Source organism: Sphingopyxis chilensis (genome assembly GCF_035930445.1).
Taxonomy (GTDB): domain Bacteria; phylum Pseudomonadota; class Alphaproteobacteria; order Sphingomonadales; family Sphingomonadaceae; genus Sphingopyxis; species Sphingopyxis chilensis.
In genome coordinates, this window is sequence record NZ_CP142394.1 from 415,332 (window position 1) to 441,786 (window position 26,455).

Annotated in this window: 21 protein-coding genes; 12 read left to right on the top strand and 9 right to left on the bottom strand. The window is 65.4% G+C overall.

Features of this window, described 5'->3' with window-relative positions; translation table 11 throughout:
* Positions 1–188: 188 nt before the first annotated feature.
* The 6 genes from VSX79_RS01965 to hutI form a co-directional block, all read right to left on the bottom strand.
* A complete protein-coding gene (locus VSX79_RS01965) occupies positions 189–1,025 on the bottom strand; it encodes an FAS1-like dehydratase domain-containing protein (RefSeq protein WP_326914265.1) in 837 nt (278 codons plus the stop codon).
* Positions 1,025–2,188, bottom strand: coding sequence for an acyl-CoA dehydrogenase family protein (locus tag VSX79_RS01970; RefSeq protein WP_326914266.1), 1,164 nt, complete (start codon positions 2,186–2,188; stop codon positions 1,025–1,027). Before VSX79_RS01970 ends, VSX79_RS01965 begins: the two co-directional genes overlap by 1 nt.
* Positions 2,189–2,263: 75 nt before the next feature.
* Positions 2,264–3,940 carry a urocanate hydratase gene (hutU, locus tag VSX79_RS01975; protein ID WP_326914267.1) on the bottom strand — a complete coding sequence of 559 codons (1,677 nt, stop codon included), beginning with the start codon at positions 3,938–3,940 and terminating at the stop codon, positions 2,264–2,266.
* Positions 3,937–4,740, bottom strand: a complete 804-nt coding sequence (hutG, locus tag VSX79_RS01980; RefSeq protein ID WP_179499724.1) for an N-formylglutamate deformylase — start codon at positions 4,738–4,740, stop codon at positions 3,937–3,939. The genes hutU and hutG overlap by 4 nt, the downstream gene beginning before the upstream one ends.
* Positions 4,740–6,272, bottom strand: a complete 1,533-nt coding sequence (gene hutH, locus VSX79_RS01985) for a histidine ammonia-lyase (protein ID WP_326914268.1) — start codon at positions 6,270–6,272, stop codon at positions 4,740–4,742. Before hutH ends, hutG begins: the two co-directional genes overlap by 1 nt.
* A complete protein-coding gene (hutI, locus tag VSX79_RS01990; protein WP_326914269.1) occupies positions 6,269–7,480 on the bottom strand; it encodes an imidazolonepropionase in 1,212 nt (403 codons plus the stop codon). Before hutI ends, hutH begins: the two co-directional genes overlap by 4 nt.
* 29 nt (positions 7,481–7,509) lie before the next feature.
* On the opposite strand from hutI, the gene VSX79_RS01995 reads away from it, so the two are divergent.
* The 3 genes from VSX79_RS01995 (at position 7,510) to VSX79_RS02005 (ending at position 10,636) form a co-directional block, all read left to right on the top strand.
* Complete coding sequence (locus tag VSX79_RS01995) at positions 7,510–8,859, top strand: formimidoylglutamate deiminase (RefSeq protein WP_326915208.1); 1,350 nt, start codon at positions 7,510–7,512, stop codon at positions 8,857–8,859.
* Complete coding sequence (locus VSX79_RS02000) at positions 8,856–9,536, top strand: UTRA domain-containing protein (RefSeq protein WP_326914270.1); 681 nt, start codon at positions 8,856–8,858, stop codon at positions 9,534–9,536. Before VSX79_RS01995 ends, VSX79_RS02000 begins: the two co-directional genes overlap by 4 nt.
* Positions 9,537–9,622: 86 nt before the next feature.
* On the top strand, positions 9,623–10,636 hold the full coding sequence (locus VSX79_RS02005; protein WP_326914271.1) for a formylglycine-generating enzyme family protein: 1,014 nt from the start codon (positions 9,623–9,625) through the stop codon (positions 10,634–10,636).
* On the opposite strand, the gene VSX79_RS02010 is transcribed toward VSX79_RS02005, so the two are convergent.
* Both VSX79_RS02010 and VSX79_RS02015 read right to left on the bottom strand, forming a co-directional pair.
* On the bottom strand, positions 10,612–12,120 hold the full coding sequence (locus tag VSX79_RS02010; RefSeq protein ID WP_326914272.1) for an MFS transporter: 1,509 nt from the start codon (positions 12,118–12,120) through the stop codon (positions 10,612–10,614). The genes VSX79_RS02005 and VSX79_RS02010 overlap by 25 nt on opposite strands.
* A 189-nt stretch (positions 12,121–12,309) precedes the next feature.
* Positions 12,310–13,200, bottom strand: a complete 891-nt coding sequence (locus VSX79_RS02015) for a LysR family transcriptional regulator (RefSeq protein WP_179499729.1) — start codon at positions 13,198–13,200, stop codon at positions 12,310–12,312.
* A 93-nt stretch (positions 13,201–13,293) separates the two neighbouring features.
* Between VSX79_RS02015 and VSX79_RS02020 the strand changes: the two genes are divergently transcribed.
* Genes VSX79_RS02020 through VSX79_RS02035 form a run of 4 tightly spaced genes read left to right on the top strand, consistent with a single transcriptional unit; the run spans position 13,294 to position 15,207 of the window.
* Positions 13,294–13,920, top strand: a complete 627-nt coding sequence (locus tag VSX79_RS02020; protein WP_179499730.1) for a pyridoxamine 5'-phosphate oxidase family protein — start codon at positions 13,294–13,296, stop codon at positions 13,918–13,920.
* A gap of 2 nt (positions 13,921–13,922) precedes the next feature.
* A complete protein-coding gene (locus VSX79_RS02025) occupies positions 13,923–14,531 on the top strand; it encodes a glutathione S-transferase family protein (protein WP_326914273.1) in 609 nt (202 codons plus the stop codon).
* Complete coding sequence (locus VSX79_RS02030) at positions 14,531–14,752, top strand: tautomerase family protein (RefSeq protein WP_179499780.1); 222 nt, start codon at positions 14,531–14,533, stop codon at positions 14,750–14,752. The genes VSX79_RS02025 and VSX79_RS02030 overlap by 1 nt, the downstream gene beginning before the upstream one ends.
* Entirely contained in the window at positions 14,749–15,207 is a 459-nt protein-coding gene (locus tag VSX79_RS02035; protein WP_326914274.1) for a DMT family transporter, read from the top strand. The genes VSX79_RS02030 and VSX79_RS02035 overlap by 4 nt, the downstream gene beginning before the upstream one ends.
* Positions 15,208–15,281: 74 nt before the next feature.
* Here VSX79_RS02035 and VSX79_RS02040 read toward each other — a convergent pair whose 3' ends face one another.
* The gene (locus VSX79_RS02040; RefSeq protein WP_326914275.1) at positions 15,282–16,316 is read right to left on the bottom strand and encodes a LacI family DNA-binding transcriptional regulator; all 1,035 of its coding nucleotides are present in this window, start codon (positions 16,314–16,316) and stop codon (positions 15,282–15,284) included.
* Positions 16,317–16,633: 317 nt separating this feature from the next.
* Between VSX79_RS02040 and VSX79_RS02045 the strand changes: the two genes are divergently transcribed.
* The 5 genes from VSX79_RS02045 to VSX79_RS02065 are packed head-to-tail and all read left to right on the top strand — an operon-like array spanning position 16,634 to position 26,455.
* Entirely contained in the window at positions 16,634–19,384 is a 2,751-nt protein-coding gene (locus VSX79_RS02045) for a TonB-dependent receptor (RefSeq protein ID WP_326914276.1), read from the top strand.
* A 59-nt stretch (positions 19,385–19,443) separates the two neighbouring features.
* Entirely contained in the window at positions 19,444–20,952 is a 1,509-nt protein-coding gene (locus tag VSX79_RS02050; protein ID WP_326914277.1) for a tryptophan halogenase family protein, read from the top strand.
* Entirely contained in the window at positions 20,949–22,751 is a 1,803-nt protein-coding gene (locus tag VSX79_RS02055) for an alpha-amylase family glycosyl hydrolase (RefSeq protein WP_326914278.1), read from the top strand. Before VSX79_RS02050 ends, VSX79_RS02055 begins: the two co-directional genes overlap by 4 nt.
* Before the next feature lie 12 nt (positions 22,752–22,763).
* The gene (locus tag VSX79_RS02060; RefSeq protein ID WP_326914279.1) at positions 22,764–24,410 is read left to right on the top strand and encodes an alpha-amylase family glycosyl hydrolase; all 1,647 of its coding nucleotides are present in this window, start codon (positions 22,764–22,766) and stop codon (positions 24,408–24,410) included.
* On the top strand, positions 24,410–26,455 hold the full coding sequence (locus VSX79_RS02065) for a glycoside hydrolase family 97 protein (RefSeq protein WP_326914280.1): 2,046 nt from the start codon (positions 24,410–24,412) through the stop codon (positions 26,453–26,455). Before VSX79_RS02060 ends, VSX79_RS02065 begins: the two co-directional genes overlap by 1 nt.

Below are 26,455 nucleotides of genomic sequence, written 5' to 3' on the forward strand. Positions count from 1 at the left end.
GCGATGCCGGATGGCATGGCTGATGCGGATCCTCCCCGACTCCGTCCGCATCGGTGCGAACAAGGCGATGATGCTCCGCCGCGGCATTTGCCGCTTTGCGAATTGGCAATGTCGGGGGTGGAGAATTACCCAGATGATAACAGTAGGAGGAATTGCGTGCGGTCGATTCCGCGCCGAATCCGCTGTTTTCAGGCGAGGTCCGCGCGCATTGTTATGCGCCCGGCGACATCGCGCGCCCACAATCGCGCACCGCCGCCGTCGCGAGTCAGGCAGAGGTCAAAGGGCGCACCGTCGATAAGCGGCGCTTCGGCGCGAAAGCGGAAGGCGCGGGGGGCAAAGCCGGCGCGCAGCGCATGATCGATCAGCAGCGTCGCGATCAGCGGGCCGTGGACAACGAGCCCGGCATAGCCCTCGACGCCCTCCGCATAATCGCGGTCGTAATGGATGCGGTGCGCGTTGAAGGTGAGCGCCGAATAGCGGAACAGCAGCACCGGATCGGGCAGGACGCTGCGGACCGCGTCGGCGGGTTCCGTCTCGGCCGGCCGCGCGGGCGGGGCCGCCGGGACAGGCGAGGCGGGTGCAGGTTCGCGAAAGACGATATCCTGCTCCTCGCGGATCGCTGCAACGCCGTCGGCGGTAATGTCGTGGCGCAGCGTCACGAACAGCAGGTCGCCGCTCGCGCCGCGTTTGGGCTTGATCGCGTCGATCGTGGTGACGCGTGTCAGCGCGGCGCCGACCGGAACGGGCGCCAGAAAGTCGACGCGGCTGCCCGCCCACATGCGGCGGGGAAGGGGGATGGGCGGGAGCAGGCTCTGGGCGTCGCGGCGCGGGTGGCCGTCCTCGCCAATCTCCGACTGGCGCGCGGTGGGAAGGAAATAGAGCCAGTGGCCGAGCGGCGGGACGGTGCCGGACGCCCATGGCGGCACATCATGATCGAGCAACGCGGCGAGGCCCGCGAGCGGTGCCGCGGCCGCGATGTCCTCGCGCGTTTCGCTGCGTCCGACCCAGGCGGAATAATCGTCCATCAGAAACTCTTGGGCAGGCCGAGCGCGTGGGTCGCGACATGGCTCAGGATCAGGTTCGTGCTGATCGGCGCGACCTGATACAGCCGCGTCTCGCGAAACTTGCGCTCAACGTCATATTCCTCGGCAAAGCCGAAGCCGCCGTGCGTCTGGATGCACATGTCTGCGGCGTACCAGCTCGCTTCCGACGCCAGCAGCTTCGCCATATTCGCGTTGGTCCCGCAGTCCGCGCCGGCGTCGAAAAGGCGTGCCGCCTTGTCGACCATCTCGGCAGCGGCGGCGATCTGCACCCAGGCGCGGGCGATGGGGAACTGGACACCCTGATTCTCGCCGATCGCGCGGCCGAAGACCGAACGGTCGCTGGCATAGGCCGTGGCACGATCGACAAAGAAGCGTCCGTCGCCGATACATTCGGACGCAATCAGGATGCGTTCGGCGTTCATGCCCGACAGGATGTAGCGAAAGCCCTTGCCCTCCTCGCCGATCAGGTTGGCGGCGGGAACCTCAAGGTCGTCGAAGAACAGCTCGGTCGTCGCATGGTTGAGCATCGTGCGCACGGGGCGGATGGTCAGGCCCTTGCCCAGCGCGTCGCGCATATCGACGAGGAGGACGCTCATTCCGTCGGACGGCTTGGCGCATTCGTCACGCGACGTGGTGCGGCAGAGGAGGATCATCAGGTCCGAATGTTCGGCGCGGCTGATCCAGATTTTCTGGCCGTTGACGATATATTTGTCGCCGACCCTTTTGGCGAAGGTGCGGATGCGCGTGGTGTCGGTGCCCGCGGTCGGCTCGGTCACGCCAAAGGCCTGGAGGCGGAGTTCGCCGCTGGCGATCGCGGGCAGATAGGCCTGCTTCTGCGCTTCCGACCCGTGCTTGAGCAGCGTGCCCATCGTGTACATTTGCGCATGGCAGGCGCCGCCGTTGCCCCCCGACCGGTGGATTTCCTCGAGCACCGCAGTAGCCGCGCCAAGGCCGAGGCCCGAGCCGCCATAGTCTTCGGGGATCAGGACCGAGAGGAAGCCCGCTTCGGTCAGCCTGCGCACAAACTCGGTCGGATAGATGCGGTCGCGGTCGAGCCTTTGCCAATATCCGCCGGGAAAATCGGCGCAGAGGCGGCGCACCGCCTCACGGATTTCGGGGTAGCTCTGCGGCTGGACTTCGGACATCGGCGTTCGGCTCTCCCCAGAAGGATGGGGAGAGCCTTAGAATACGAAGCTGTTTCGGCGCAACTGAAACAAGCGTCAGATGCTCGGCAAGTCGAGGCCCTTTTCGCGCGCGCAGTCGATCGCGACGTCATAGCCCGCGTCGGCATGGCGCATCACGCCGGTGCCGGGGTCGTTCCACAGCACACGCTCGAGCCGCTTCGCCGCTTCGGGCGTACCGTCGGCGACGATCACCATACCGCTATGCTGCGAATAGCCCATGCCGACGCCGCCGCCATGATGGAGCGATACCCAGGTCGCGCCCGACGCCGTGTTGAGCAGCGCATTGAGCAGCGGCCAGTCGGAGACGGCATCGCTGCCGTCGCGCATCGCCTCGGTCTCGCGGTTGGGGCTGGCCACCGAGCCTGAATCGAGATGGTCGCGGCCGATCACGACGGGAGCTTTCAATTCGCCCGACGCCACCATCTCGTTGAAGGCGAGCCCCAGCCGGTGGCGGTCGCCGAGTCCGACCCAGCAGATGCGTGCGGGCAGCCCCTGGAACCGGATTTTGTCGCGCGCCATGTCGAGCCAGTTGTGCAGATGCGCGTTGTCGGGGAGAAGCTCCTTCACCTTGGCGTCGGTCTTGTAGATATCCTCGGGATCGCCCGAGAGTGCTACCCAACGGAAGGGGCCGATGCCGCGGCAGAAGAGCGGGCGGACATAGGCGGGAACGAAGCCAGGGAAGTCGAAGGCATTTTCGACACCCTCGTCCTTCGCCATCTGGCGGATATTGTTGCCATAGTCGGTCGTCGGGACCCCCGCAGCCTGAAAGTCGAGCATGGCCCTTACATGCACCGCCATCGACGCCTTCGCGGCCTTTGCGACGGCTGCAGGATCGCTCTCGCGCTTCGTGAACCACTCGTCGAGCGTCCAGCCGGCGGGGAGGTATCCGTTGACCGGATCGTGCGCCGAGGTCTGGTCGGTGAGCAGGTCGGGGCGCATGCCGCGGCGGACCATCTCGGGCAGGATTTCGGCGGCGTTGCCAAGCAGACCGACCGACACGGGCTTGCCCTCGGCGTGGGCTTCCTCGATCATTGCCAACGCTTCGTCGATGCTCGCCGCCTGCTTGTCGAGATAGCCGGTGCGCAGGCGCATCTCGATGCGGCTCGGCTGGCATTCGATCGCGAGGCACGACGCGCCCGCCATCACCGCCGCGAGCGGCTGCGCGCCGCCCATGCCGCCGAGCCCCGCCGTGAGCAACCAGCGGCCAGACAGGTCGCCGCCATAATGCTGGCGTCCCATCTCGACGAAGGTTTCGTAAGTGCCCTGAACGATGCCCTGGCTGCCGATATAGATCCAGCTGCCCGCGGTCATCTGACCGTACATCATCAGGCCCTTTTTATCGAGCTCGTGGAAATGATCCCAGTTCGCCCATTCGGGGACGAGGTTCGAATTGGCGAGCAGCACGCGCGGCGCGTCGCTATGGGTGCGGAACACGCCCACCGGCTTACCCGACTGGATGAGCAAAGTCTCGTCGCCATCGAGCCGCTTCAGCGTCTCGACGATCCGGTCATAGCTTTCCCAGTCGCGCGCGGCGCGGCCGATGCCGCCATAGACGACGAGTTCGTGCGGCGCCTCGGCGACGTCGGGATGGAGGTTGTTCATCAGCATCCGCATCGGCGCTTCGGTGAGCCAGCTCTTTGCCGTGATGTCGGGGCCAGTCGCCGGGCGGATCACGCGGCTGTTGTCCAACCTCGGATTAAGGGGGCGGGTCATGTTCGTCCTTTCGCAAAATCGAGGGTCGCGGCGATCACTTGCTCCAGCACGGGCCGGATCGCGGGGTTGGGGTCGAGGGGGGAGGGCCAGTTGGCGTGGGTGATCGGTTCGGGCTCGGCCATGTAACCGCGCTGCGCGAGTTCCATCTGGATCGCGTGGATGCCATCATCGGGGCGGCCGTAGTGGCGCGTCGTCCAGCCGCCCTTGAAGCGGCCGTTGACGACATGGCTGCGACCGCTCGCCGCACAGATGTTGGCGACGATGGTCTCGAGCTCGGGAGCTGAGGTGGCGCCACCGTTGGTGCCGATGTTGAATTGGGGCAGTTCGCCTTCGAACAGGCGCGGGACGTGGCTGCGGATCGAGTGCGCGTCGTAGAGGACGACCTTGCCGTGCGCGGCTTTCAGGCGGTCGAGTTCCGCTGTCAGGACTTCATGATAGGGGCGATGATAGAGGTTGAGCCGCTGGGTGATCGCCGCTTCGTCGGGCTGGTCGAAGCGATAGAGCGGTTTGCCGTCGAAGGTCGTTGTCGGGCACAGCTCGGTCGTCGCCTGCCCGGGGTAGAGCGACGCACCCGAGGGATCGCGGTTCATGTCGATCACGCTGCGCGAAATATCGGTCGCGACCAGTGTCGCGCCCAGATCGGCGGCAAAGGCGTAAAGCTCGGCGATCCACCAGTCGGTGTCGATCTGCGCATGCCAGGGTGACACGAACTCCTCGTCGAGCCCCGCGAGATCGGTTCCGCCATGCGGGAAGGCGATGACAAGCGGCGCGTCGCCGCGATGGACGCGCAGCCAGTCCATCAGCCGAGGCCCGGCAGGCTGGCGGGCACCGCGGCGACGAGGCTGCCCGATCGGACCAGCGCGGTCGCGGCCTCCATGTCGGGGTGGAAATGGCGGTCGTCTTCGAGCGTCGGGACTTCGGCGCGGAGATGCTGGTGTGCGGCTTCGATCGCGTCACTCGATTTGAGCGGGGCGTGGAAGTCGATCCCCTGGCACGCCGCGAGCAGTTCGATGCCGATCACCGCACTGGTGTTGTCGGCCATGTCGAGCAGGCGGCGCGCACCGTGCGCGGCCATCGAAACATGGTCCTCCTGGTTCGCCGAAGTCGGTATCGAGTCGACGCTCGCGGGATAGGCGCGCTGCTTGTTCTCGCTGACGAGCGCCGCGGCGGTGACCTGCGGGATCATGAAGCCCGAATTGAGGCCGGGACGCGGGGTGAGGAAGGCGGGCAGGCCCGACAGCGCTGGGTCGACGAGCATCGCGATGCGGCGTTCGGCGATCGAGCCGATCTCGCACAGCGCCATCGCGATCATGTCGGCGGCGAAGGCGACGGGCTCGGCGTGGAAATTGCCGCCCGACAGCGCTTCGTCCCCAAACGGACCAGCGCCGGCGAAGATCAGCGGGTTGTCGGAGACGCCGTTCGCCTCGATGCGCAGCGTCGTTGCCGCTTGACGTAACAGGTCGAGCACGGCTCCCATCACCTGCGGCTGGCAGCGGAGGCAATAGGGGTCTTGCACGCGCGGATCGTCGATGGCGTGCGAGGCGCGGATCGCCGATCCCGCCATCAGGGTGCGCAGTGCATCGCCGACCTCGCGCTGGCCGGCATGGCCGCGCAATGCGTGGATGCGCGCGTCGAACGGCGCGTCGGAGCCCTTGGCGGCCTCGGTCGACAGCGCGCCGGTGATCAGCGCCGAGTGGAAGATGGTTTCGGCGCGGAACAGCCCCGCGAGCGCGTTGGCGGTCGAAAATTGCGTGCCGTTGAGGAGCGCGAGGCCTTCCTTTGGGCCAAGGTCGAGCGGCGCGAGGCCGGCCTTCGCCAGCGCGTCGGCCGCAGCGACGCGTTCGCCCGCGACCTCGATCTCGCCGACGCCGATCATCGCCGTGGCCATGTGCGACAGCGGCGCAAGATCGCCGCTCGCACCGACCGAGCCCTGCGACGGCACAACGGGGGTCAGCCCCTTCGCCAGCATCGCCTCAAGCATCGCCACCGTTTCGCGCCGCACCCCCGATGCGCCGACGCCAAAGCTCGCGAGCTTCAATGCCATCATCAGCCGAACGACAGGGGTAGGGGAGGAAGCACCGGTGCCCGCAGCATGGCTGAGCACGATGTTGCGCTGGAGCGTCGCCAGATCGTCGCTCGCGATGCGCACGCTCGCCAGCTTTCCAAAGCCGGTGTTGATGCCATAGACCGGATCGCCCTTGGCAACGATGCGTGCCACCGCGGCGGCGCTCGCATCGATCGCATCCCACGCCTCGGCATTGAGCGCCGCGCTCGCGCCTTCATAGATGGCACGCCAGTCGGCGAGCGTCATCGCGCCGGGGGTGATGATCATTGTCCGTCCTTGATACGTTGGTGCAGTGGGTTGAAGCCGATACGGTAAACCAGCTCGGCGGGGGCGGTGACGTCCCAGATCGCCAGGTCGCAGGCCTTTCCCGCTTCGAGCGTTCCGATTTCAGCAGCGAGCCCGAGCGCGGCGGCGGCGTTGACCGTCACCCCGCGCAACGCCTCGACCACCGTCAGCCCGAACAAGGTCGCGCCCATGTTGAGCATCAGCAGCAGCGAGGTCGTCGGCGAGGTGCCGGGATTGTTGTCGGTCGCCAGCGCGATCCGCACGCCGTGGCGGCGCATCGCTGCGATCGGCGGCAATTGGGTCTCGCGCATGAAATAATAGGCACCGGGCAGCAGCACCGCGACCGTACCGGCTACCGCCATGGCGCCAATATCGTCGTCGGTGGCATGTTCGAGATGATCGGCCGACAGCGCGCCGAACTTTGCGGCGAGCGCGCTGCCGTGGAGCGCCGACAATTGTTCGGCGTGGAGCTTGACCGCAAGGCCGTGCGCCTTTGCCGCTTCGATCACCCGCTCGCATTGCGCCGGCGAAAAGCCGATGCCTTCGCAGAACGCATCGACCGCGGTGGCGAGCGATGCGGCGGCCGGCATCATCTCGCCCACCACGAGGTCGATATAGGCGTCGCTGTCGCCTTTATATTCTGGGGGCAGCGCGTGCGCGCCGAGGAAGGTCGGCTCGATGCGGATCGCCCGGCGCCGGCCCAAGGCGCGCGCCGCGCGCAGCATCTTCAATTCATCGGCGGTCGAAAGGCCATAACCCGACTTGATTTCGATTGTCGTGACGCCCTCGGCGATCAGCGCATCTAGGCGGGGCAGGGCGCTTTCGACGAGGTCGTCTTCGCTCGCCTCACGCGTCGCGCGCATCGTCGAGACGATGCCGCCGCCGGCGCGGGCAATCTCCTCATAAGTCGCACCCTCGAGCCGCATCGCCCATTCGTTCGCGCGGTTGCCGCCGTGGACCAGGTGCGTGTGGCAGTCGATCAGGCCGGGTGTGATCAGCCGACCCTGGCAGTCATGGATATGGGCTTCGCTCGTCGGCGCGCCGCCCGCCGGCCCCGCATAGACGATCCGGCCGTCCTTCGCGGCGATCACGCCGTCGTCAATCAAGCCGAGCTCGTCATCGGCCATCGTCGCGATTCGGGCGTTCGTCCAGCGTTGCTCCATCTGGACAGTCTCGCGCCGATGCGCCATTATGTCTAGACATAATATGAGGACAGATGATGGCTTCGCTCTGGTTCGAACGCGCGTGGATCGGCAATCGCTGGGAAAGGGGCGTGCGGCTGCGCATCGCCGACGGCCGGATCGCCGCGGTAGAAATCGGCGTTGCGCAAGAAGCCGGGGATGAGCGCCACCGCGCCGGCCTGCCGGGCCTCTGCAATGTCCACAGCCACGGCTTCCAGCGCGGCATGGCGGGGCTGTCCGAGCGCCGCAGCCGGCCCGACGATAATTTCTGGAGCTGGCGCGAGATCATGTACCGCTTCCTCGACCGGCTGACGCCCGACGATGTAGCGGCGATTACCGCGCAGGCCTATGCCGAGATGCTCGAGACGGGTTTTACGCGTGTCGGCGAATTTCATTACCTGCACCGTGATCCGGTGGGCGCTGCTTATGCCGATCCCGCCGAAATGGCTGGCGCCGTGGCGCGGGCGAGCGCGACAACCGGAATCGGGCTGACGCTGCTGCCCGTCTTTTATGCGCACGGCAATTTCGGCGCGGCCTCGCCGAGCCCTGGGCAGCGTCGCTTTCTCAGCAATATCGACAGCTTCGCCGCGTTGCTCGACGCCTCCCGGTCCAAGCTGGCGGGCGACGCCAATATGGGCATTGCGCCGCACTCGCTGCGCGCGGTAACGCCTGAGGAGCTTGCGGCGCTCATCAAAATGTCGCCGGCGGGCCCGGTGCATATCCACGCCGCCGAACAGGTGAAGGAGGTCGCGGACTGCGTCGACTGGAGCGGCGCGCGGCCGGTCGAATGGCTGCTCGATAACGCCGGGGTCGACGAGCGCTGGTGCCTGATCCATTCGACGCACCTTGAGGAGAGCGAAGTCCAGCGCCTCGCCGCGAGCGGCGCGGTCGCCGGACTGTGTCCGATCACGGAAGGCAATCTGGGCGATGGTATCTTCCCGGCGGTCGATTATCTCGCCGCGGGCGGACGCTTTGGGGTTGGGACCGACAGCAACATCCTGGTCGATGCGGCACAGGAACTGCGCGCACTCGAATATTCGCAGCGCCTTGCGCAGCGCGCCCGCGCGTTGCTGGCGAGCGAAGAGGCGCCGTTCGTCGGCGCCAACCTGTTTGCGCGCGCGCTCGACGGTGGCGCGCAGGCGCTTGGTGTTCCGGCCGGGCTGGCTGTCGGTCATGCCGCCGATATCGTCACGCTCGACCTCGATCACCCGTCCTTCGCGGGCGCTGACGATGCGACGCTGCTCGATCGCTGGATTTTTGCGGCGCGCACGGGCGCGATCGACAGCGTTTGGCGCGCGGGCGTGAAGCGGGTGGAGAATGGGCGTCATGTCGATGCCGAGGCGATTGCTGCTGCCTATCGCACCTGCATCGCGCGGCTGCTCGCATGAACCCGGCGCGGCGCATCCGCGAGGAGATCGCCGGCGCGATCCGCTCGGGCGAATGGCGCCCCGGCGATCGCGTGCCGACCGAACAGGAACTCGCCGTGCGCTACGCTTGCGCGCGCGCGACGGTGAGCAAGGCGCTCGGCGAGCTCGCCGCGTCGGGCCTTGTCGAGCGGCGGCGCAAGGCGGGCACTTTCGTCGCGCATCCTCCCGTTCATTCGGCGGTGATGGCGGTTCCCGATCTTGCCGAACTGATCGCCGCGCGCGGTGAGGCCTATCGTTGGATATTGTCCTCGAGCGAAGCCGAAGATGCGGGTGAGGCGCCATGCCCGGGCCGGGTGCTGCGGATCGAAGGCGTGCATATGGCAGGCGGCGAGCCGTTCGCGATCGAAGGCCGTTCGATCGCGCTTGATGAGGTCCCCGAGGCGGTCGAAGCCGATTTCACGAAAGAGGCGCCGGGAACGTGGCTGCTGGGCCATATCCCGTGGACGCAGGCACGCCATGTCATCCGCGCGGTGACGCCGACGCGAAAGGAGGCGGGCCTGTTGGGGGTGAATGCCGGCACCGCCTGCCTCGAACTCGATCGCACGACCTGGCGCGCGGGGCGCGTCGTCACCCACGTCCGGCAATTGTTTCGCGGTGATCGCTTCGATCTGGTCGCGGAGTTCGACGCCGGGCCGTGAGACCGGGCCACCGGCCCTTGACGCGCGCGCCGATGGCGTCCAGCCCCGGCCCGACAGCCGCGTGCGCGGCGCGAGGGGAGAAAAGGATGACCCGTTCGACGCTGTTTCCGGTCCTGGGCGCCGCCGCGCTGATCGGACTCGTGTCGGCGTGCGGCGATGGCGACGCGGGCACGGACAAAATGGTCGCCGCGACCCCGCGCAAATGCCCCGCGATCGCCGACACGCCGGTGAAGCTCGCGGGCGGGACTTTCGAAATGGGCGAGGACGATGTCTATGCCGAGGAAGGCCCGGTCCGCGAAACCAGCGTATCGGGTTTCTGGATCGACCCGCACGAGGTCACCAATCGCCAGTTTGCCGAATTCGTGGCAGCTACCGGCTATGTCACCGTCGCCGAAAAGCCTGTCGATCCCAAGCAGTTCCAGGTGCCCGCCGACCAGATTCCGCCCGATATGCTGAAAGCAGGCTCGGCGGTGTTCACGCCGCCCGATTTCCCGTCGAACAATTACGCCGACTGGTGGAAATATGTGCCCGGCGCGAACTGGAAAAAACCTTATGGTCCGACGGGCCCCGACCAGGTGCCGAACGAGCCTGTCGTCCATCTCGCTTGGGACGATATGGTCGCCTACGCCAAATGGGCGGGCGGGCGCATTCCGACCGAGGCCGAATGGGAATATGCGGCGAGCGCGGGCAAACGGTCGAGGAATGTCCAGCCCGCCGAAGCAAACAGCTGGCAGGGCGCCTTTCCCAACTACAATGCCGAAAGCGACGGGTTCAAAGGCGTCGCGCCGGTCGGCTGCTATCAACCCAACGCCAACGGGCTTTACGATATGGTCGGCAATGTCTGGGAGGTTACATCCGATTTCTTCCGGCCGGGGCATGATCCCGCCGACACGGACAATCCCAAGGGGCCTGGCGAAAACAACGCCTATGATCCGCTCAACCCCGGTATGCCGTCGCGCACGGTGAAGGGCGGCAGCTATCTGTGTGCTCCCAATTATTGCCAGCGCTATCGTCCCGCCTCGCGACAGGGTCGTGATCCGGGATTGGGGACCAGCAATGTCGGCTTTCGCCTCGCCTATGACAGCGCGCCCGCCGGTTGATCCCGGGCACCGGTGACGCGCGTCATCGCAAGCAGCGCAAGCAGCAATGTCACCGCGGCGAATGCCATCGTGTAAATGGGTTCGCCCGGAAACAGGGCCTGCATGATCGAACCCATCACCGTCGCGACGAGCAATTGGGGCAGCACGACGAACATGTTGAAGAGGCCCATATAGATGCCGAGCTTCGCCTGCGGCAGGCTCGACGCGAGGATCGCATAGGGCATGGCGAGCACCGACGCCCAGAAGATGCCGATGAAGACCTCGCTCGCGATCAGTTGCGCCGGGTCGCGCAGCAGAAAGAAGCTCGCATAGCCGACCGCGCCGCAGGCGAGCCCGATCATATGCGTTCGCGCCTGCCCGAAGCGGCGCGAAAGCCAGGGAAGCAATGTCAGCGCGGCGATGGCGGCGACGCCGTTATAGATGGCGAACAGCTCGCCGACCCAGTTGCTCGCATCCTGATAGGCGGCGCTCGCGGCGTCGGTCGCGCCATAATGATATTGCGCGACGATCGGCGTGGTGTTGATCCACATGATGAACAGCGCCGACCAGCTGAAGAATTGCACGAGCGCGAGCCGTTTCATCAGCGTCGGCATGCCGGCAAAATCGCCGACAATGCTCGATAGCATGTTGCGGTCGTTTCCGCGGCGCGCCAGCATGATCGCCAGCGCGCTCGCGAGGCCATATCCTGCAAGCAGCGCGCCGAGCAGCAACACTTCGCGCAGCAGCGCGAACCGGACCTGCACGAAAGCGACGGCGATCCCCGCAATGACCCAGCCGATGCTGGCGGCATAGCTGCGCGAAGCGAGCGTGGGGACGACGGGCGCGTTGACGGCGACCGGCGGTTCGAAGGCCGCCATCTCCTCGGGGCTGTATTCGCCCGTCGAGACGACGGTCCACAGCACCGCGAGGAACAGCGCGAGCCCCCCGAACCAGAAGGCATAGCGCACCGTGTCGGGGATTTGCCCCGGCGGCGCGACATTGGCGACGCCCAACGCTTCCATCAGGCTGGGAAAGAGCGAGCCGACGACCGCGCCGGCACCGATGAAGGCCGTCTGCACGGCGTAACCCACGCTATGCTGGTCCTTGCCCAGCATGTCTCCGACGAAGGCGCGAAAGGGCTCCATCGAGACGTTGAGCGAGGCGTCGAGGATCCACAGCATCATCGCCGCGAACCAGATCGCCGGGCTTTCGGGCATGACAAACAGCGCGATCGCGGCAAGGATCGCGCCGGCGAGAAAATAAGGACGACGGCGCCCGAGCCGACCGAGCCAGGTCCGGTCGCTCATATGGCCGATGACCGGCTGGACCAGCAGCCCGGTCAGCGGCGCGGCGATCCACAGGCCGGGGAGTTTCTCGATATCTTCGCCCAGCGACTGGAAGATGCGGCTCATATTCGCATTCTGCAGCGCGAAGCCGATCTGGATACCGAAAAAGCCGAAGCTGATATTCCACAGGCCGGCGAAACCCTGCCGCGGCTTGTCCATCGCGTCTCTCCCCATCGGGCCGCTCGGCGGCTCTCGCCTGCAAAGCTGTTGCAGCGTGGGCGGGGGAGGGCAAGCATGTCGAGCATAGGTATACGAATACGTAGAGCGGCTGGTTTGGGCCGGAAGCGGCCATCCTCCTGGTCGGTAGCCGGGGACCGTCCGGCCGCCACCGCCAGCCGTCTTTCCCCTTCAATCCAGCCCCGCCATCCGCATCCGCGTTTCCATCGCCGCGACGAACGATCTCACCGACGGCAAGCCCGCGCGCGACGGCTCGAACAACAGGTGGACCGGCAGCGGCGGCGGCGCTTCGTCCGCCAGCAACGAAATCAGCCGCCCCGCATCCACCGCCTCGGCGAGCTGGTAGGAGAGGAGGTTCGCGATCCCGAGCCCTGCCTCGGCCGCCGCGAGCGTCCCGTCGACACTGTTGACGACGAGCCGCGGCGGCGCGTCGAGCCGCCATCGCCGCGATGCGAACTGCCATTCGGTCGTCCAGCGCGGCCCCATCGTTCCGATCAGCTCATGGCCCGCCAATTGCTCGATTGTCGCCGGCGCCCCGCGGCGCGCCAGATAGGCGGGGCTGGCGACGAGCATCTGGCGCACCCAGCCGATCCGCTTTGCCTTCAGCGTCGAATCGGCGAGTGGCCCGATCCGCACCGCGACGTCGATCCCCTCCTCGACGATCCGCACATTGCGGTCGATCAGCATCATCCGCACCCCAAGATCGCGGTGCTGCGCCATCAGCGCGCCGACCACCGGCAGCACATGCAACCGCCCGAACATCACCGGAGCGGTCAGGTGGAGGTGCCCGCGCGGTTCGGCTTCGGCACCGCGCAACTCGCGCTCGGCGTCCGCCAGCTCGGCGAGAATGCGCCGCGCCTGCTCCAGAAAGGCCGCGCCCGGATCGGTCAGCGCGACCGCGCGGGTCGAGCGGTAGAACAGCCGCGTCCCGAGCCGCGCCTCGAGCGCTGCGATACCGCGCGTTACTGCGGGCGGGGAGCTGCCAAGCTTGCGCGCCGCGGCGGCAAAGCCGCCCTCGCTCGCGACCGCGACAAACATTTCGAGGGTAGTGAGCCGGTCCAAGATTATTCCACTTACCGGAATTAATTTGTTCGATCTTTGCTGATTAAAACCCATTGCGCAATGCCATAGTTTTCGGCCCGAAAGGAGCGGACGATGGCGCAAAATTACCGGCACACGCTTTTCAACGACGCGGTGAAGGCGCTGCAGGAGCGCCACGGCTCTCGCGCCGCCTATGTGAAGATGGACGCGGGCGCCGACGGCACCCCCGACGCGCTGACCGCCAAGGAGCTGGGTTATATCGCGCTTCGCGACAGCTTCTACATGGCGAGCGTCACCGCCGACGGCTGGCCCTATATGCAGCATCGCGGCGGCCCCGCGGGCTTCCTCCGCCATATCGCGGGCAATCGCATCGGTTTCGCCGATTATCGCGGCAACAAACAATATATCAGCACCGCGAACCTGACGGGCAACGACCGCGTCTCGCTCTTCCTGATGGACTATCCGAACCGCGACCGGCTGAAGCTCGTCGGACATGCGACAATCATCGAACTCGCCGATGACCCGGCCGCGGTCACGGCGTTGATGCCCGAGGGGTATCGCGCGACCCCCGAACGCGCCTTCTTCATCGATGTGATCGGGTGGGAATGGAATTGCTCGCAGCATATCACCCCGCGCTTCACCGAGGCGGAAATTTCCGCCGCGGTCCGTCCGATGGCGGCCGAACTCAACCAGCTGCGCGCCGAGATCGCCGCCCTGCGCGCGGCCGAAAAAGGAGACTGACGATGATCCGCCTTTATGCATCTGAAATGTCGGGCAACGCCCACAAGGTGCGGATGGCGCTCGCCATCCTCGGGCTCGGCTGGGATGAGCGGGCGACCGACGCCGCCGCGCGCAAGACCGACGCCTTCCTTGCGCTCAACCCGATGGCGCAGATCCCCGTTTATGTCGAAGGCGACTTCATATTGCGCGACAGCCAGGCGATCCTTGCCTATCTCGCCGCGCGGCACCGGCCCGGCGACTGGGACGGGCGTACGCCCGAAGAGCGCGGCGCGATCATGATCTGGCTGTCGCATGCGGCAAACGAGATTTTCAATGGCCCCGCGCTGCTCCGCGCCGAACGGCTGTTCGGCTGGTCGGTCGACCGCGAGCGCGCGACAGCGGTCGCCGACCGCATCCTGCCGGTGGTCGAGGCCCATCTGGAAGGCCGCGACTGGCTCGTCGGCGACCGGCTGACCGTCGCCGACCTTGCGGCGAGCCCCTATCTCGCATTAGCGCCCGACGGCGGGATCGACCTTGGACAGTGGCCGGCGATCCGCGACTGGACGCGCCGGATCGCCGCGCTGCCCGATTTTCCCGCCATGCCCGGGTGGCCGGCCGAAGGAGGTGCATGATGCCATACGTCAACATCCGTATCACCCGCGAAGGCGCGACCCCTGAGCAAAAGGCGGAGCTGATCGCCGGCGTCACCGAATTGCTCCGGGGCGTGCTCGGCAAGAACCCTGCGACTACCGTCGTCACCATCGACGAGGTCGATTTCGAAAATTGGGGAATCGGCGGTCTGCCCGTTCTCGACTATCGCGCGACGCAGGCATCTAAGGAGCAAAATCCATGACCGCGAACAACGCCGCCCCCGCCTTCGCCACGATCATGTTCCTGACAGGCGTCGGCATCCCGATCCTCGCCGCGCTGAACGGCGGGCTCGGCGCGCGGCTCGGCAGCCCGATGGCGGCGTCGATGATCCTCTTTGGCCTCGCCTTCCTGATCGCGACGACGGGCGCCTTGCTGACCGGCTCGGTAGGGCAGATGCGCTTCACGCCCGACATTCCCGCCCATTTCTATTTCGGCGGGCTGTTCGTCGCATTCTATGTGATCGCGGTGACCTTCATCGCGCCCAAATTCGGCGTCGGCAACGCGATCTTCTTCGTGCTCGTCGGCCAGCTGATCAGCGCCGCGACGATCGACCATTTCGGCCTGTTCGGCGCGTTGCGCTCGGCGATCGACCTGAAACGCGTCGCCGGGATCGCGCTGATGATCGCTGGCGTCTGGCTCGCGCGGCGAACGGGCTGAAGCCTGTCTTGGCCCACTTGGGACCTGTCCGTCATCGTCGCCGGGATAACGAAAGGGGATAATAGGCCCTGACCCTAGACCGCCGTGCTCTGTCGCTTGATCAGTCTCGCGGGCAGCATCGTGCGGTCGGCGCTGGCGCCGTCGATGCGGCGGAGCAGCGCGTCGACGAGCAGTTCGCCCGCGCCCTTCATGTCCTGCATCACCGTCGTCAGCGTCGGCGAGGTCAGGCTGGCGGCGGGGATGTCGTCGAAGCCGATGATCGCGACGTCGTGCGGCATGCGCAGCCCGGCTTCGGCGAGCGCGCGCATCGCCCCGATCGCGATCAAGTCGCTGGCGGCGAAGATCGCGTCGAAAGCCCGCCCGCTCGCAAGTAGTGACTTGGAGGCGGCATAGCCCGACGCTTCCGACGATACCGCGTCCCGTTGCAACGCGGCGTCGGGGGCGATCCCGGCGGCGTGCATCGCGCGGCAGAGGCCGGTGTAGCGATCCTGAAATTCGGGGGCATGGTCCGATGCGTCGCCAAGGAAGGCGATGTGCCGCCGCCCGATCTCGACCAGATGCGCGCCTGCCTGTTCGCCCGCGCCGACATTGTCCGACCCGACGGTCAGCCCGATGCTGTCGTCGGAAACCGAGCCCCAGCGTACGAACTTGGTGTCCATCTCGACCAGATGTTCGAGCTTGGTGCGATAGAGCTGATAATCGCCATAGCCCAAAAGGATGATGCCATCCGACCGATGACTGTCTTGATAGGCGACGTGCCAGTCGTTGTGCATTTGCTGGAAACTGATGAGGAGGTCATAGCCCTTGAGCGCGCACTGGCGGGTGATCGACCCGAGCATCGACAGGAAGAAAGGATTGATCATCGATTCGTCAGGGGTCGGATCCTCGAAAAAGAGTAGCGCCAGCGTGTGTGTGCGCTGCGAACGCAGGCTCGAGGCGTTCTTGTCGACGGTGTAATTTAGTTCGCGCGCGATGCGTTCGATATTGGCGCGCGTCGCGGCGCTGACCGACTTGCTGCCGCGCAGCGCGCGCGACACCGTGGGCTGCGAGACGCCCGCCAGATAGGCGATGTCGAAACTGGTCGGCTTGGCCGAGGGCTGGCGCCCCATGTCTCTCTCCCTGACGCCGCGCCCGTGCCGATGGCCGCCTGTCGTCGGAGACTAGCGATTGGTCCGGTCGATGCCAAGAATTTGCGGGATGCCCTGTCCCGCGGTTTTCGGCGCCAAAGGCGTTGCATTTCTGCGATAGTCCGTGCGCCTGCATATTATGCGTATACGTATACCCTATGGCGGCGCGGCGTGATTGGTTTCAATTGCGAGGCTCAAGATGGGAAAGCCCACGTATCGGAGAGGAGCCTGACGGACGCCCCGCGTCCCCCTCCCGGTGCATGGGTCAAAACCGCCCGTCCGTGCCAGGGGAGCCACAAATGACCATGCCGACCAATCTTCGCCGGGGTGCCAGCGCCATCGCGCTTGGCCTCGCCTTGTCCGTTTTCGTGTCCGGCGCCGCGATGGCGCAGGATACGGACACCGCGCCCATCGATGAAGCGCCGACCGAGGATGCCATTGTCGTCACCGGCATCCGCGGCGCGATCAACAATTCGGTCCAGGCGAAGAAGGCGAACACCTCGATCGTGGAAGTGATTTCGGCCGAGGACATCGGCAAGCTGCCCGACCTGTCGATCGCCGAATCGCTGTCGCGCCTGCCGGGCCTTGCTACGCAGCGCCTCGATGGCCGCGCCAATGTCGTCTCGATCCGCGGCCTTGCCCCTGATTTCACCACGACCTTGCTCAACGGCCGCGAACAGGTTTCGGCGAGCAACAACCGCGGCGTCGAGCTCGACCAATATCCGTCGGAGCTGTTGAACGGCGCGGTCGTCTACAAGACCCCCGACGCGTCGCTGATCGGGCAGGCGCTCGGCGGCACAATCGACATGCGCACGGTGCGCCCGCTCGCCTATGGCCGGCGGGCGATCGCGGCGGGTGCGCGGTTCGAGGTCAACGACCTTGGCAAGCTCAACCCCGATATTTCGAACAAGGGCTATCGCGCCAACATCTCCTATATCGACCAGAATGCCGACGGCACGCTCGGCTGGGCGATCGGCTATGCACGGATGCAGTCGCCGACTGCCGAAGAGCGGTTCAACGCCTGGGGCTATCCCGCAGCCACCAACGGCACGGACACCGCCTTCCTGATCGGCGGGGCCAAACCCTATGTGAAATCGAATGAATTGAAGCGCGACGGCGTGATGGCGGTCGTCGAATGGGAGCCGAGCGACAGGCTCCACATGACGATCGACGGATATTGGTCGAAGTTCAAGGACGAGCAGCGGCTGCGCGGAATCGAATTCCCGCTGGCATGGGGCAATTCGACGCTGCAGCCCGGCTTCACCGTCGAGGACGGGCTGGTGACCGAAGGCGTCTGGACGGGCACCGAGGCGGTGATGCGCAACGACGTCGTCCACCGCGATTCAACGATCATCGCGGGTGGCTGGAATACTCAGTTCAAACCCAATGAGCGGCTGACGCTCGAACTCGACCTTGGCTATTCACGGCTCAAGAAGACCGAAGAGAATCTCGAAATCTACCTCGGCACCGGCCGCGGCGCGGGCGTCGGCGCGCGCGAAACGGCGCTGGGTTTCCAGTTGCGGCCGAACGGCGGGATCATGTTCAACCCGTCGCTCGACTATGCCGATCCCAATCTTTTCGTGATCACCGATCCGCAGGGCTGGAACAGCTGCGGCGGCGCGGTCGCCAACTGCCAGGATGGCTTCGTCAACACGCCGAAGATCAAGGACGAGCTGAAATCGTTGCGGTTGCAGGCAACCCAGGAACTGGACGGCGTGATCAGCAGCCTGCGCGTCGGCGCCAATTATTCGGATCGCGAAAAGAGCCTCGACGATCGCGGCTTCGTGCTGACGAGCGAAAATTATCCGGCCAACACGGCGGTGCCCGCTGACTATCTTTACGACCCGGTGTCGCTCGATTTCATTGGCATCCCCGGCATGGTCGCGTTCGACAGCTGGCGTTTCTATAACGACGGCAATTATACGCTGACGGATGGCGCGGGCTTCGATCCGGCGCGCGTCTTCAACGACTATACGATCCGCGAAAAGGTGTTGACCGGCTTCGTCCAGGCGAATTTCGACGCCGATGCGGGCAGCACACCGATCCGCGGCAATGTCGGCGTCCAGATCGTCCATTCGGACCAGACGGGGTCCAGCTTTTACGCCCAGGTCGTCGGCGGCGTAACCCAGTCGACGCCGATCACCGACGGCGACACCTATACCGACATCCTGCCGAGCATGAACCTGTCGGTCGAATTCGCCGACAACACCTTCCTGCGCTTCGGCGCGGCGCGGATGCTGGCGCGCGCGCGCATGGACCAGCTGAAGCCCGGCGGCGGCGTTAATTTCGACACGTCGAGGCGCAACAACACCGACGTCAATGCGTCGCCCTGGTCGCTCGACCTCGGCAATGCGAAGCTGCGTCCGCTGATGGCCGACACGGTCGATGTCGGGCTCGAAAAATATTTCGGCCAGGGCGGCTATGTCTCGCTCGGCGGATTCTACAAATATCTCGAAAATTACATCTATCGCCAGGTCAATCCGTTCGACTTCTCGGACTTCGAGGTTCCCGACGGCGGCACGGTGGGCACGCGCGCCGGGCTTAGCCGCCAGTGGCTGAACGGCAATGCGGGCCGCGTCTATGGCGCCGAGGCGTCCTTCTCGCTGCCCTTCGCAAACCTGACACAATCGCTTGACGGCTTCGGGGTGCTCGGCAGCGCCTCCTACACCAAGAGCCGCGTGCGCGAGGGCGGCGATACGACGATTTCGATGCCGGGCCTGTCGAAATGGGTCGTGAACGGAACCGCCTATTTCGAAAAGGCCGGGTTCCAGGTGCGCGCCTCGGGCCGCTATCGCTCGAAGTTCCTCGCAGAGGTTTCGACGATCAGCCTCGCGCGCGACATGTTCATGGCGAAGAGCGAGTTCGTCGTCGACGCGCAGGTCGGCTATACCTTCCAGAGCGGTACGCTCGAAGGGCTGGGCATCCTGCTTCAGGCATCGAACCTGACGAACGAGCCGTTCGTGACCTATTACAACAATGATCCGCGCCAGATCCGCGACTATCAGAATTACGGTCGCAACTTCATGGCCGGTATCACCTACAAGTTCTGACGGGCGCGCGGGCCGTCCGGCAAGGCCGGCCCGCTTCCGGACGCGAGGGAAGGAACAGGGTGGGCGAAAGTCGCATCACGAAGGTGGTGATCGTCGGGGGCGGAACGGCGGGCTGGATGGCCGCTGCGGCGCTGTCGCGCACGATGGACAATCTGTCGATCCGACTGATCGAGAGCGACGCGATCGGCACCGTCGGAGTCGGCGAGGCGACGATCCCCGCCATCCGGCTGTTCAACGCGCTGATCGGCATCGACGAGAATGAATTCATCCGCGAAACGGGCGGCACGTTCAAGCTGGGTATCCAGTTCCACGACTGGGGCCGGATCGGCGACGTCTATATGCACGCCTTCGGGCAGATCGGGCGCAGCCTCGGCATGCTGCCGTTCCAGCAATATTGGCTGCGGGGCCGGCAAGAGGGTGTCGCGGGATGGCTTGGCGATTATTCGCTGAACGAAACCGCGGGGCGCCAGAACCGCTTCGCGCGGCTGCAGCGCATTCCCGACACCAGCCTCGACGGCATCGCCTATGCCTTTCATTTCGATGCCGCGCTTTATGCCGCCTATCTGCGCAAGATGGCGGAACAGGCAGGCGTCGTACGGACCGAGGGGAAGATCGACAGCGTCAAGCGCCACGGTGAAAGCGGTCATGTCGAAGCCGTCGTCCTCGAAAGTGGCGAACAAGTCGCCGGCGAACTTTTTATCGACTGTTCGGGTTTTCGCGCGCTGCTGATCGAGGAGGCGCTCGAAACCGGCTTTGAGGACTGGACGCACTGGCTTCCCTGCGATCGCGCTATCGCGGTGCCGAGCGAAAACGCCGGCCCGCCGCGCCCCTATACACAGGCGATCGCACATCGGGCCGGCTGGCAATGGCGCATTCCGCTCCAGCACCGGACGGGGAACGGTCATGTCTTTTGCAGCGATTTCATCAGTGAGGATGAGGCGGCCACGGTCCTGCTCGCCAACATCGAGGGCCGCCCGCTCGCCGATCCGCGGACGCTGCGTTTCCGGACGGGTATGCGCAAGAAAGCGTGGAACGGCAATGTCGTCGCATTGGGCCTCGCTTCGGGTTTCCTCGAACCGCTCGAATCGACCAGCATCCACCTGATCCAGAACGGCATCGCCAAACTGCTCGCGCACTTCCCCGATCGCGATTTCGATGCCGCCAATATCGAGGCCTATAACCGCCGGATGCGCTTCGATTACGAACGCGTCCGCGACTTCGTCATCCTCCACTATCACGCCAACCAGCGCACGGACTCGCCCTTCTGGGTTCGTTGCCGCGAGATGGGCATTCCCGATACGCTGGCGGGCAAGATCGAGCTGTTTCGAAGCCAGGGCCAGATCGTTCGCGAAGCCGACGAATTATTCATCGAGATCGGCTGGTTCCAGGTGCTGACGGGCCAGAATATCCTGCCCGGCGGTTATCATCCGATGGCCGATCAGCTCACTCGCGACGAATTGGCTGGCTTTTTCGCCGACATCGAAACGATCGTCGCGCGCACCGCGTCACGTCTGCCCGCCCACGAGGATTTCATCGCGCAGCATTGCGCGGCAGGAGTGATGGCATGAGCCTGATCGCATCGGTAATCGCGCTGAGCCTCGCGGGTACCGCGCCCGCCGCCGCCGTGGAGGATTACCGCCAGCGGCCGGCGACGGACGAGGTCATCTATTTCGTGCTTCCCGACCGTTTCGAGAATGGCGATCCGCAGAACGATCGCGGGGGGCTGGAGGGCGACCGGCTCGCCACGGGCTATGACCCGAGCGCCAAGGGCTTTTTCCACGGCGGCGACCTTGCGGGGCTGACGAAGCGGCTCGACTATATCGAGGGGCTGGGCGCGACGGCGATCTGGTTCGCGCCGATCTTCAAGAACAAGCCGGTGCAGGGGCCCAAGGGCGAGGAGAGCGCGGGCTATCACGGCTATTGGGTGACCGACTTCACGTCTGTAGATCCGCATTTCGGGACCAATGAAGAGTTCAAGGCGTTCGTCGATGCCGCGCATGCGCGGGGGATGAAAGTCTATATGGACATCATCGCCAACCACACTGCCGACGTCATCCGCTACAAGGAGGATGCGGCGCGGGGCTTCCGCTACCGCAGCCTTGCCGATTATCCTTTCTCGCGGCGCGGGGGACCGGAAGGTCCCGCGATCAATCCCGGCTTTGCGGGCGATCATGTCGCGACGGCAGAGAATTGGAAAAAGCTGACCGATCCGGCTTTCGCCTATACGCCCGTCGTGCCGAAGGGCGAGGAGAGGGTGAAGGTCCCGGCGTGGCTCAACGACCCCGTCTATTATCACAATCGCGGCAACAGCGATTGGGTCGGCGAGTCGGCGCTGTACGGGGATTTTTCGGGGCTCGACGACCTCGCAACCGAAGACCCGCGCGTCGTCCAGGGCTTTATCGACATCTATGGCCGCTGGATCGACGATTTCGGTATCGACGGGTTCCGCATCGACACCGCGAAGCATGTGAACCCCGAATTCTGGCAGGCGTTCGTCCCCGCGATGCAGGCGCGGGCAAAGGCGCGCGGCATCCCCAATTTCCACATCTTCGGCGAGGTCTATGTCGATGCGGTCGATCCGGGCGCGCTTGCCTGGTACACGCACGCGGCGGACCTCCCCGCGGTCCTCGATTTCGGTTTCGCGCGTGCGGCGATCGACGCGGTCAGCGGTACGAAAGGCACCGATCAGTTCGCGAAGCTGTTTGACGGCGACCTGCTCTATAAGGGTGGGGCAGGTGCGGCGCTCGAATTGCCCACCTTCCTCGGCAATCACGATATGGGCCGCTTTTCGATGTTCGTGAAGGCGGCGAACCCCGGGGCGAGCGAGGCCGAACTGCTCCAGCGCGTGATGCTCGGCCATGCGATGCTGTTGACGCTGCGCGGGGTGCCGACGATCTATTATGGCGACGAACAGGGGTTCGTCTCGGACGACAAGGACCAGCTCGCGCGCGAGGATATGTTCGCGTCGACGGTCGCCGCCTATAACGACAATGACCTGATCGGCAGCAATGCCACGACTGCGGCGGCGAATTTCGACCCCGCGCATCCGCTCTATCGACATATCGCGGCATTATCGCAGTTACGCCGCAAGACCCCGGCATTGTCGCGCGGCACGACCAAGGTGCGTGCCTTCGCCGAAAAGCCCGGCCTGTTGGCGGTATCGCGTTTCGACCCCGAAACCGGGCGCGAGGTGCTGCTGGCGTTCAATACGTCCGCGGCGCCGCTCGCGGCAAACATTGCCATCAATGTGAAAAGCACGGCCTTTACCGCGCTCCACGGCGATTGCCCGGTCACGCCCGCCGCGCCCGGCAGCCTCCACCTTTCCCTCCCCGCCCTCGGTACGATCATCTGCCAGGCCAGCGAATAAGCGAAAAAACGCGTGACGACCAACCAGCCCCTCGTTCAGGATCAAAGCCTTTCCGTCGCCCCCGAGACGCCGTGGTGGAAGGGGGCGGTGATCTATCAGGTCTATCCTCGCAGCTTCGCCGATTCGAACGGCGACGGCGTCGGCGACCTTGCCGGAATCACCGCGCGGCTCGACTATATCGCCAGCCTTGGTGTCGACGCGATCTGGCTGTCGCCGTTCTACCCCTCGCCGATGGACGATTTCGGATACGACATCGCCAATTATTGCGATGTCGATCCGATCTTCGGCTCGCTCGCCGATTTCGATGCGCTCGTCGCGCGCGCGCACGCGCTGGGGCTGAAGGTCACGACCGACCTCGTCTTCGCGCACACCTCCGACCGTCACACATGGTTCGCCGAGAGCCGCGCGAACAAGGACAATGACAAGGCCGACTGGTATGTCTGGGCCGATGCAAAGGTCGACGGATCGCCGCCGACCAACTGGCAGTCGGTGTTCGGCGGCCCGGCGTGGACGTGGGACGCGCGCCGCGGCCAATATTATATGCACAATTTCCTGGGGTCGCAGCCGCAGCTCAACGTCCATAATCGCGCGGTGCAGGAGGCGCTGCTCGGCGTCGTGCGCTTCTGGCTCGATCGCGGGGTCGACGGCTTTCGCATCGATGCGATCAATTTTTCGATGCACGACCCCGAACTTCGTGACAATCCGCCCGCGCCGCCGTCGAACAAGGCCCGCACCCGGCCGTTCGATTTCCAGCAGAAAATCTATAACCAGTCGCACCCCGACATCCCGCTGTTCCTCGAACGCATCCGCGCGCTGACCGATGAATATCCGGGCCGCTTCACGGTGGCCGAGGTCGGCGGCGACGATGCGGTGCGCGAGATGAAATTGTTCACCGCGGGTGAAGGACGGCTGAGCACCGCCTATGGCTTCGACTTCCTCTATGCCGACAAGCTGACGCCGCAACTGGTGCGCGAGGCGGCCGAACAATGGCCCGACGCGCCGGGTACAGGCTGGCCAAGCTGGGCGTTCGAGAATCACGACGCACCGCGCGCGGTATCGCGATGGACCCCCGGAAGCGTCGAGCCTGCCGCCTTTGCTCGAATGAAGATGGCGCTGCTCTGCGCGCTGCGCGGCAATATCATCATCTACAATGGCGAGGAGCTGGGGCTCGACCAGGTCGAAATCCCGTTCGAGCTGGTCAAGGATCCCGAGGCACTCAAGAATTGGCCGCTGACCCTTTCGCGCGACGGCGCGCGGACGCCGCTCCCCTGGGCGTCGGGCGAAAGCCATGCGGGATTTTCGAGCGTCGACCCGTGGCTGCCGCTCGGCGCCACGCACGGCGACCTCGCAGTCGATCGGCAGCACGACGACCCCGCATCGCTGCTCAACCTCACCCGCCGTCTGATTGCCTTGCGCGCGGCGCACCCGGCGCTACGACTGGGCGCCAACGCGCACTGGATTGCCGACGGCGACCTGCTCGGGTTCGATCGCGTCGCGGGCGGCGAGCATGTCCGCTGCCTCTTCAATCTCGGCGGCGGGGCGATCGATATCGCCGGGCGCTGTGCCGGCGCGGAGCCGATTATCCTGTTGAACGGCGCCGACCCGGCGCATTTGCCGCCGTGCGGCGCCCTCTGGCTGAAACTCGAAGGAAAAAATTGATGCGTAGCCTGTTTGTCGCCCTCCCGCTGCTCGCCGCCGCGGCAGTTCCCGCCGCGGCGCAGGATGCGCGGCCGCAGCAGACCGCTACGTCGCCCAACGGCGATATCGTGCTGACCGTGACCACCGACAACGATCAGCGCCCGACCTGGTCGCTGTCGCGCAAGGGCAAGCTGCTGCTCGCGCCCTCGAAACTCGGCTTTCTGCTTACCGACGGCATCGCGCTCCAGCGCGGCTTCGCGATCGAGAGCGCCGAGCGCGCGAGTGGCGATACGCGCTGGGAACAGCCGTGGGGCGAACGCCGTTTCGTGCGCGACCGCCACAACGAGCTGCTCGTCCGCTTCCGCCAGAATGAAAGCTGGGGGGGACATGCGATGAATGTCCGCTTCCGCCTGTTCGACGACGGAGTCGGTTTCCGCTATGAATTGCCCGAGCAGGCGGGGCTGGCGACCGCGAAGATCGCCGACGAGATCACCGAATTCGACATCGCGCCCGAGGGCACGGCCTGGTGGATCGCCGGCGGCGAGTGGAACCGTTACGAGCAGATTTACCAGCACACGCCGATCGACGCGGTCGCGACCGCGCATACGCCGATCACGATGCGCCTCGACGACGGCACGCACCTGTCGTTCCATGAAGCCGCGCTCGTCGATTATGCCGGCATGTGGTTCAGGCGTGTCGAGGGACGGAAATTCCGTGCGACCCTGTCGCCGTCGTCGCAAGGGCCGCGCGTCATCCGCGACCTGCCGTTCGCAACCCCGTGGCGGACGATCCGCATCGCCGACGATGCGGCGGGACTGGTCGAAAACGACTTGGAGCTCAACCTCAACGAGCCGAACAAGCTGGGCGACACGAGCTGGTTCAAGCCGATGAAATATATCGGCATCTGGTGGGGGATGATCCGGGGGCCGTGGAGCTGGGCCGAAGGCCCGCAGCATGGCGCGACCACCGAACGGACCAAGCAATATATCGATTTCGCAGCGAAGCATGGTTTCGGCGGCGTGCTGGTCGAGGGCTGGAACAAGGGCTGGAACGGCAACTGGTTCGGCCATGGCGACGAATATAGTTTTACCGAGGCGACCCCTGACTTCGACCTGAAGGCGGTCACCGATTACGGACGGAAAAAGGGCGTCCAGCTGATCGGACACCACGAAACGGGCGGCAATATCGCGGTATATGAGGCGCAGCTTGACGATGCGATGAAGCTTTACGGCCGGCTCGGCGTGGGGACGGTCAAGACCGGCTATGTCGCCGACGCGGGCGGGATTATCGCGCCGGGCGACACGCCGGGGACGAAGCGTATGGAATGGCACGATGGGCAGCGGCAGGTGCAACACCATCTGAAGGTCGTCGAGATCGCCGCCAAATATCATGTCGCGGTCAATCCGCACGAACCGGTGAAGGACACGGGCCTTCGTCGCACCTATCCCAACTGGGTCGCACGCGAAGGCGCCCGGGGCATGGAATATAATGCCTGGGGTGCCTTCGCCAACGGCCCCGATCATGAACCGACGCTCGTCTACACGCGGATGCTGTCGGGTCCGATGGACTATACCCCCGGCGTGCTCAGCCTGAAGGGCGCGCAGGACGTGCCGCTCGCCTCGACGCTCGCCAAACAGCTTGGCCTCTACCTCGCGCTTTATTCGCCGATCCAGATGGCGGCGGACTTCATCGAAAATCTCGAAGCGCATCCGCGCGAGCTCGAATTCATCAAGGCAGTCCCGGCTGACTGGGCTGAAAGCAAGCTGGTCGCGGGTGAGGTTGGCGACTATGCGATCTTCGCGCGCAAGGACCGCGCCAGCGCCGACTGGTATGTCGGCGGGGTCAATGATGCGACCGAACGCACGCTGACGCTGACATTCGATTTCCTCGACCCGGGCAAGACCTATACCGCGACGATCTGGAAGGATGGCGAGGGCGCCACTTATCTGACCGAAGCGCGGCACCGCATCGCCTACGAAACGATCAGGGTGAAGAAGGGCGATAGCTATAAATTGTGGCTGGCGCCGGGCGGCGGCGCGGCGATGCGCGTCGCACCGGGGAAATAG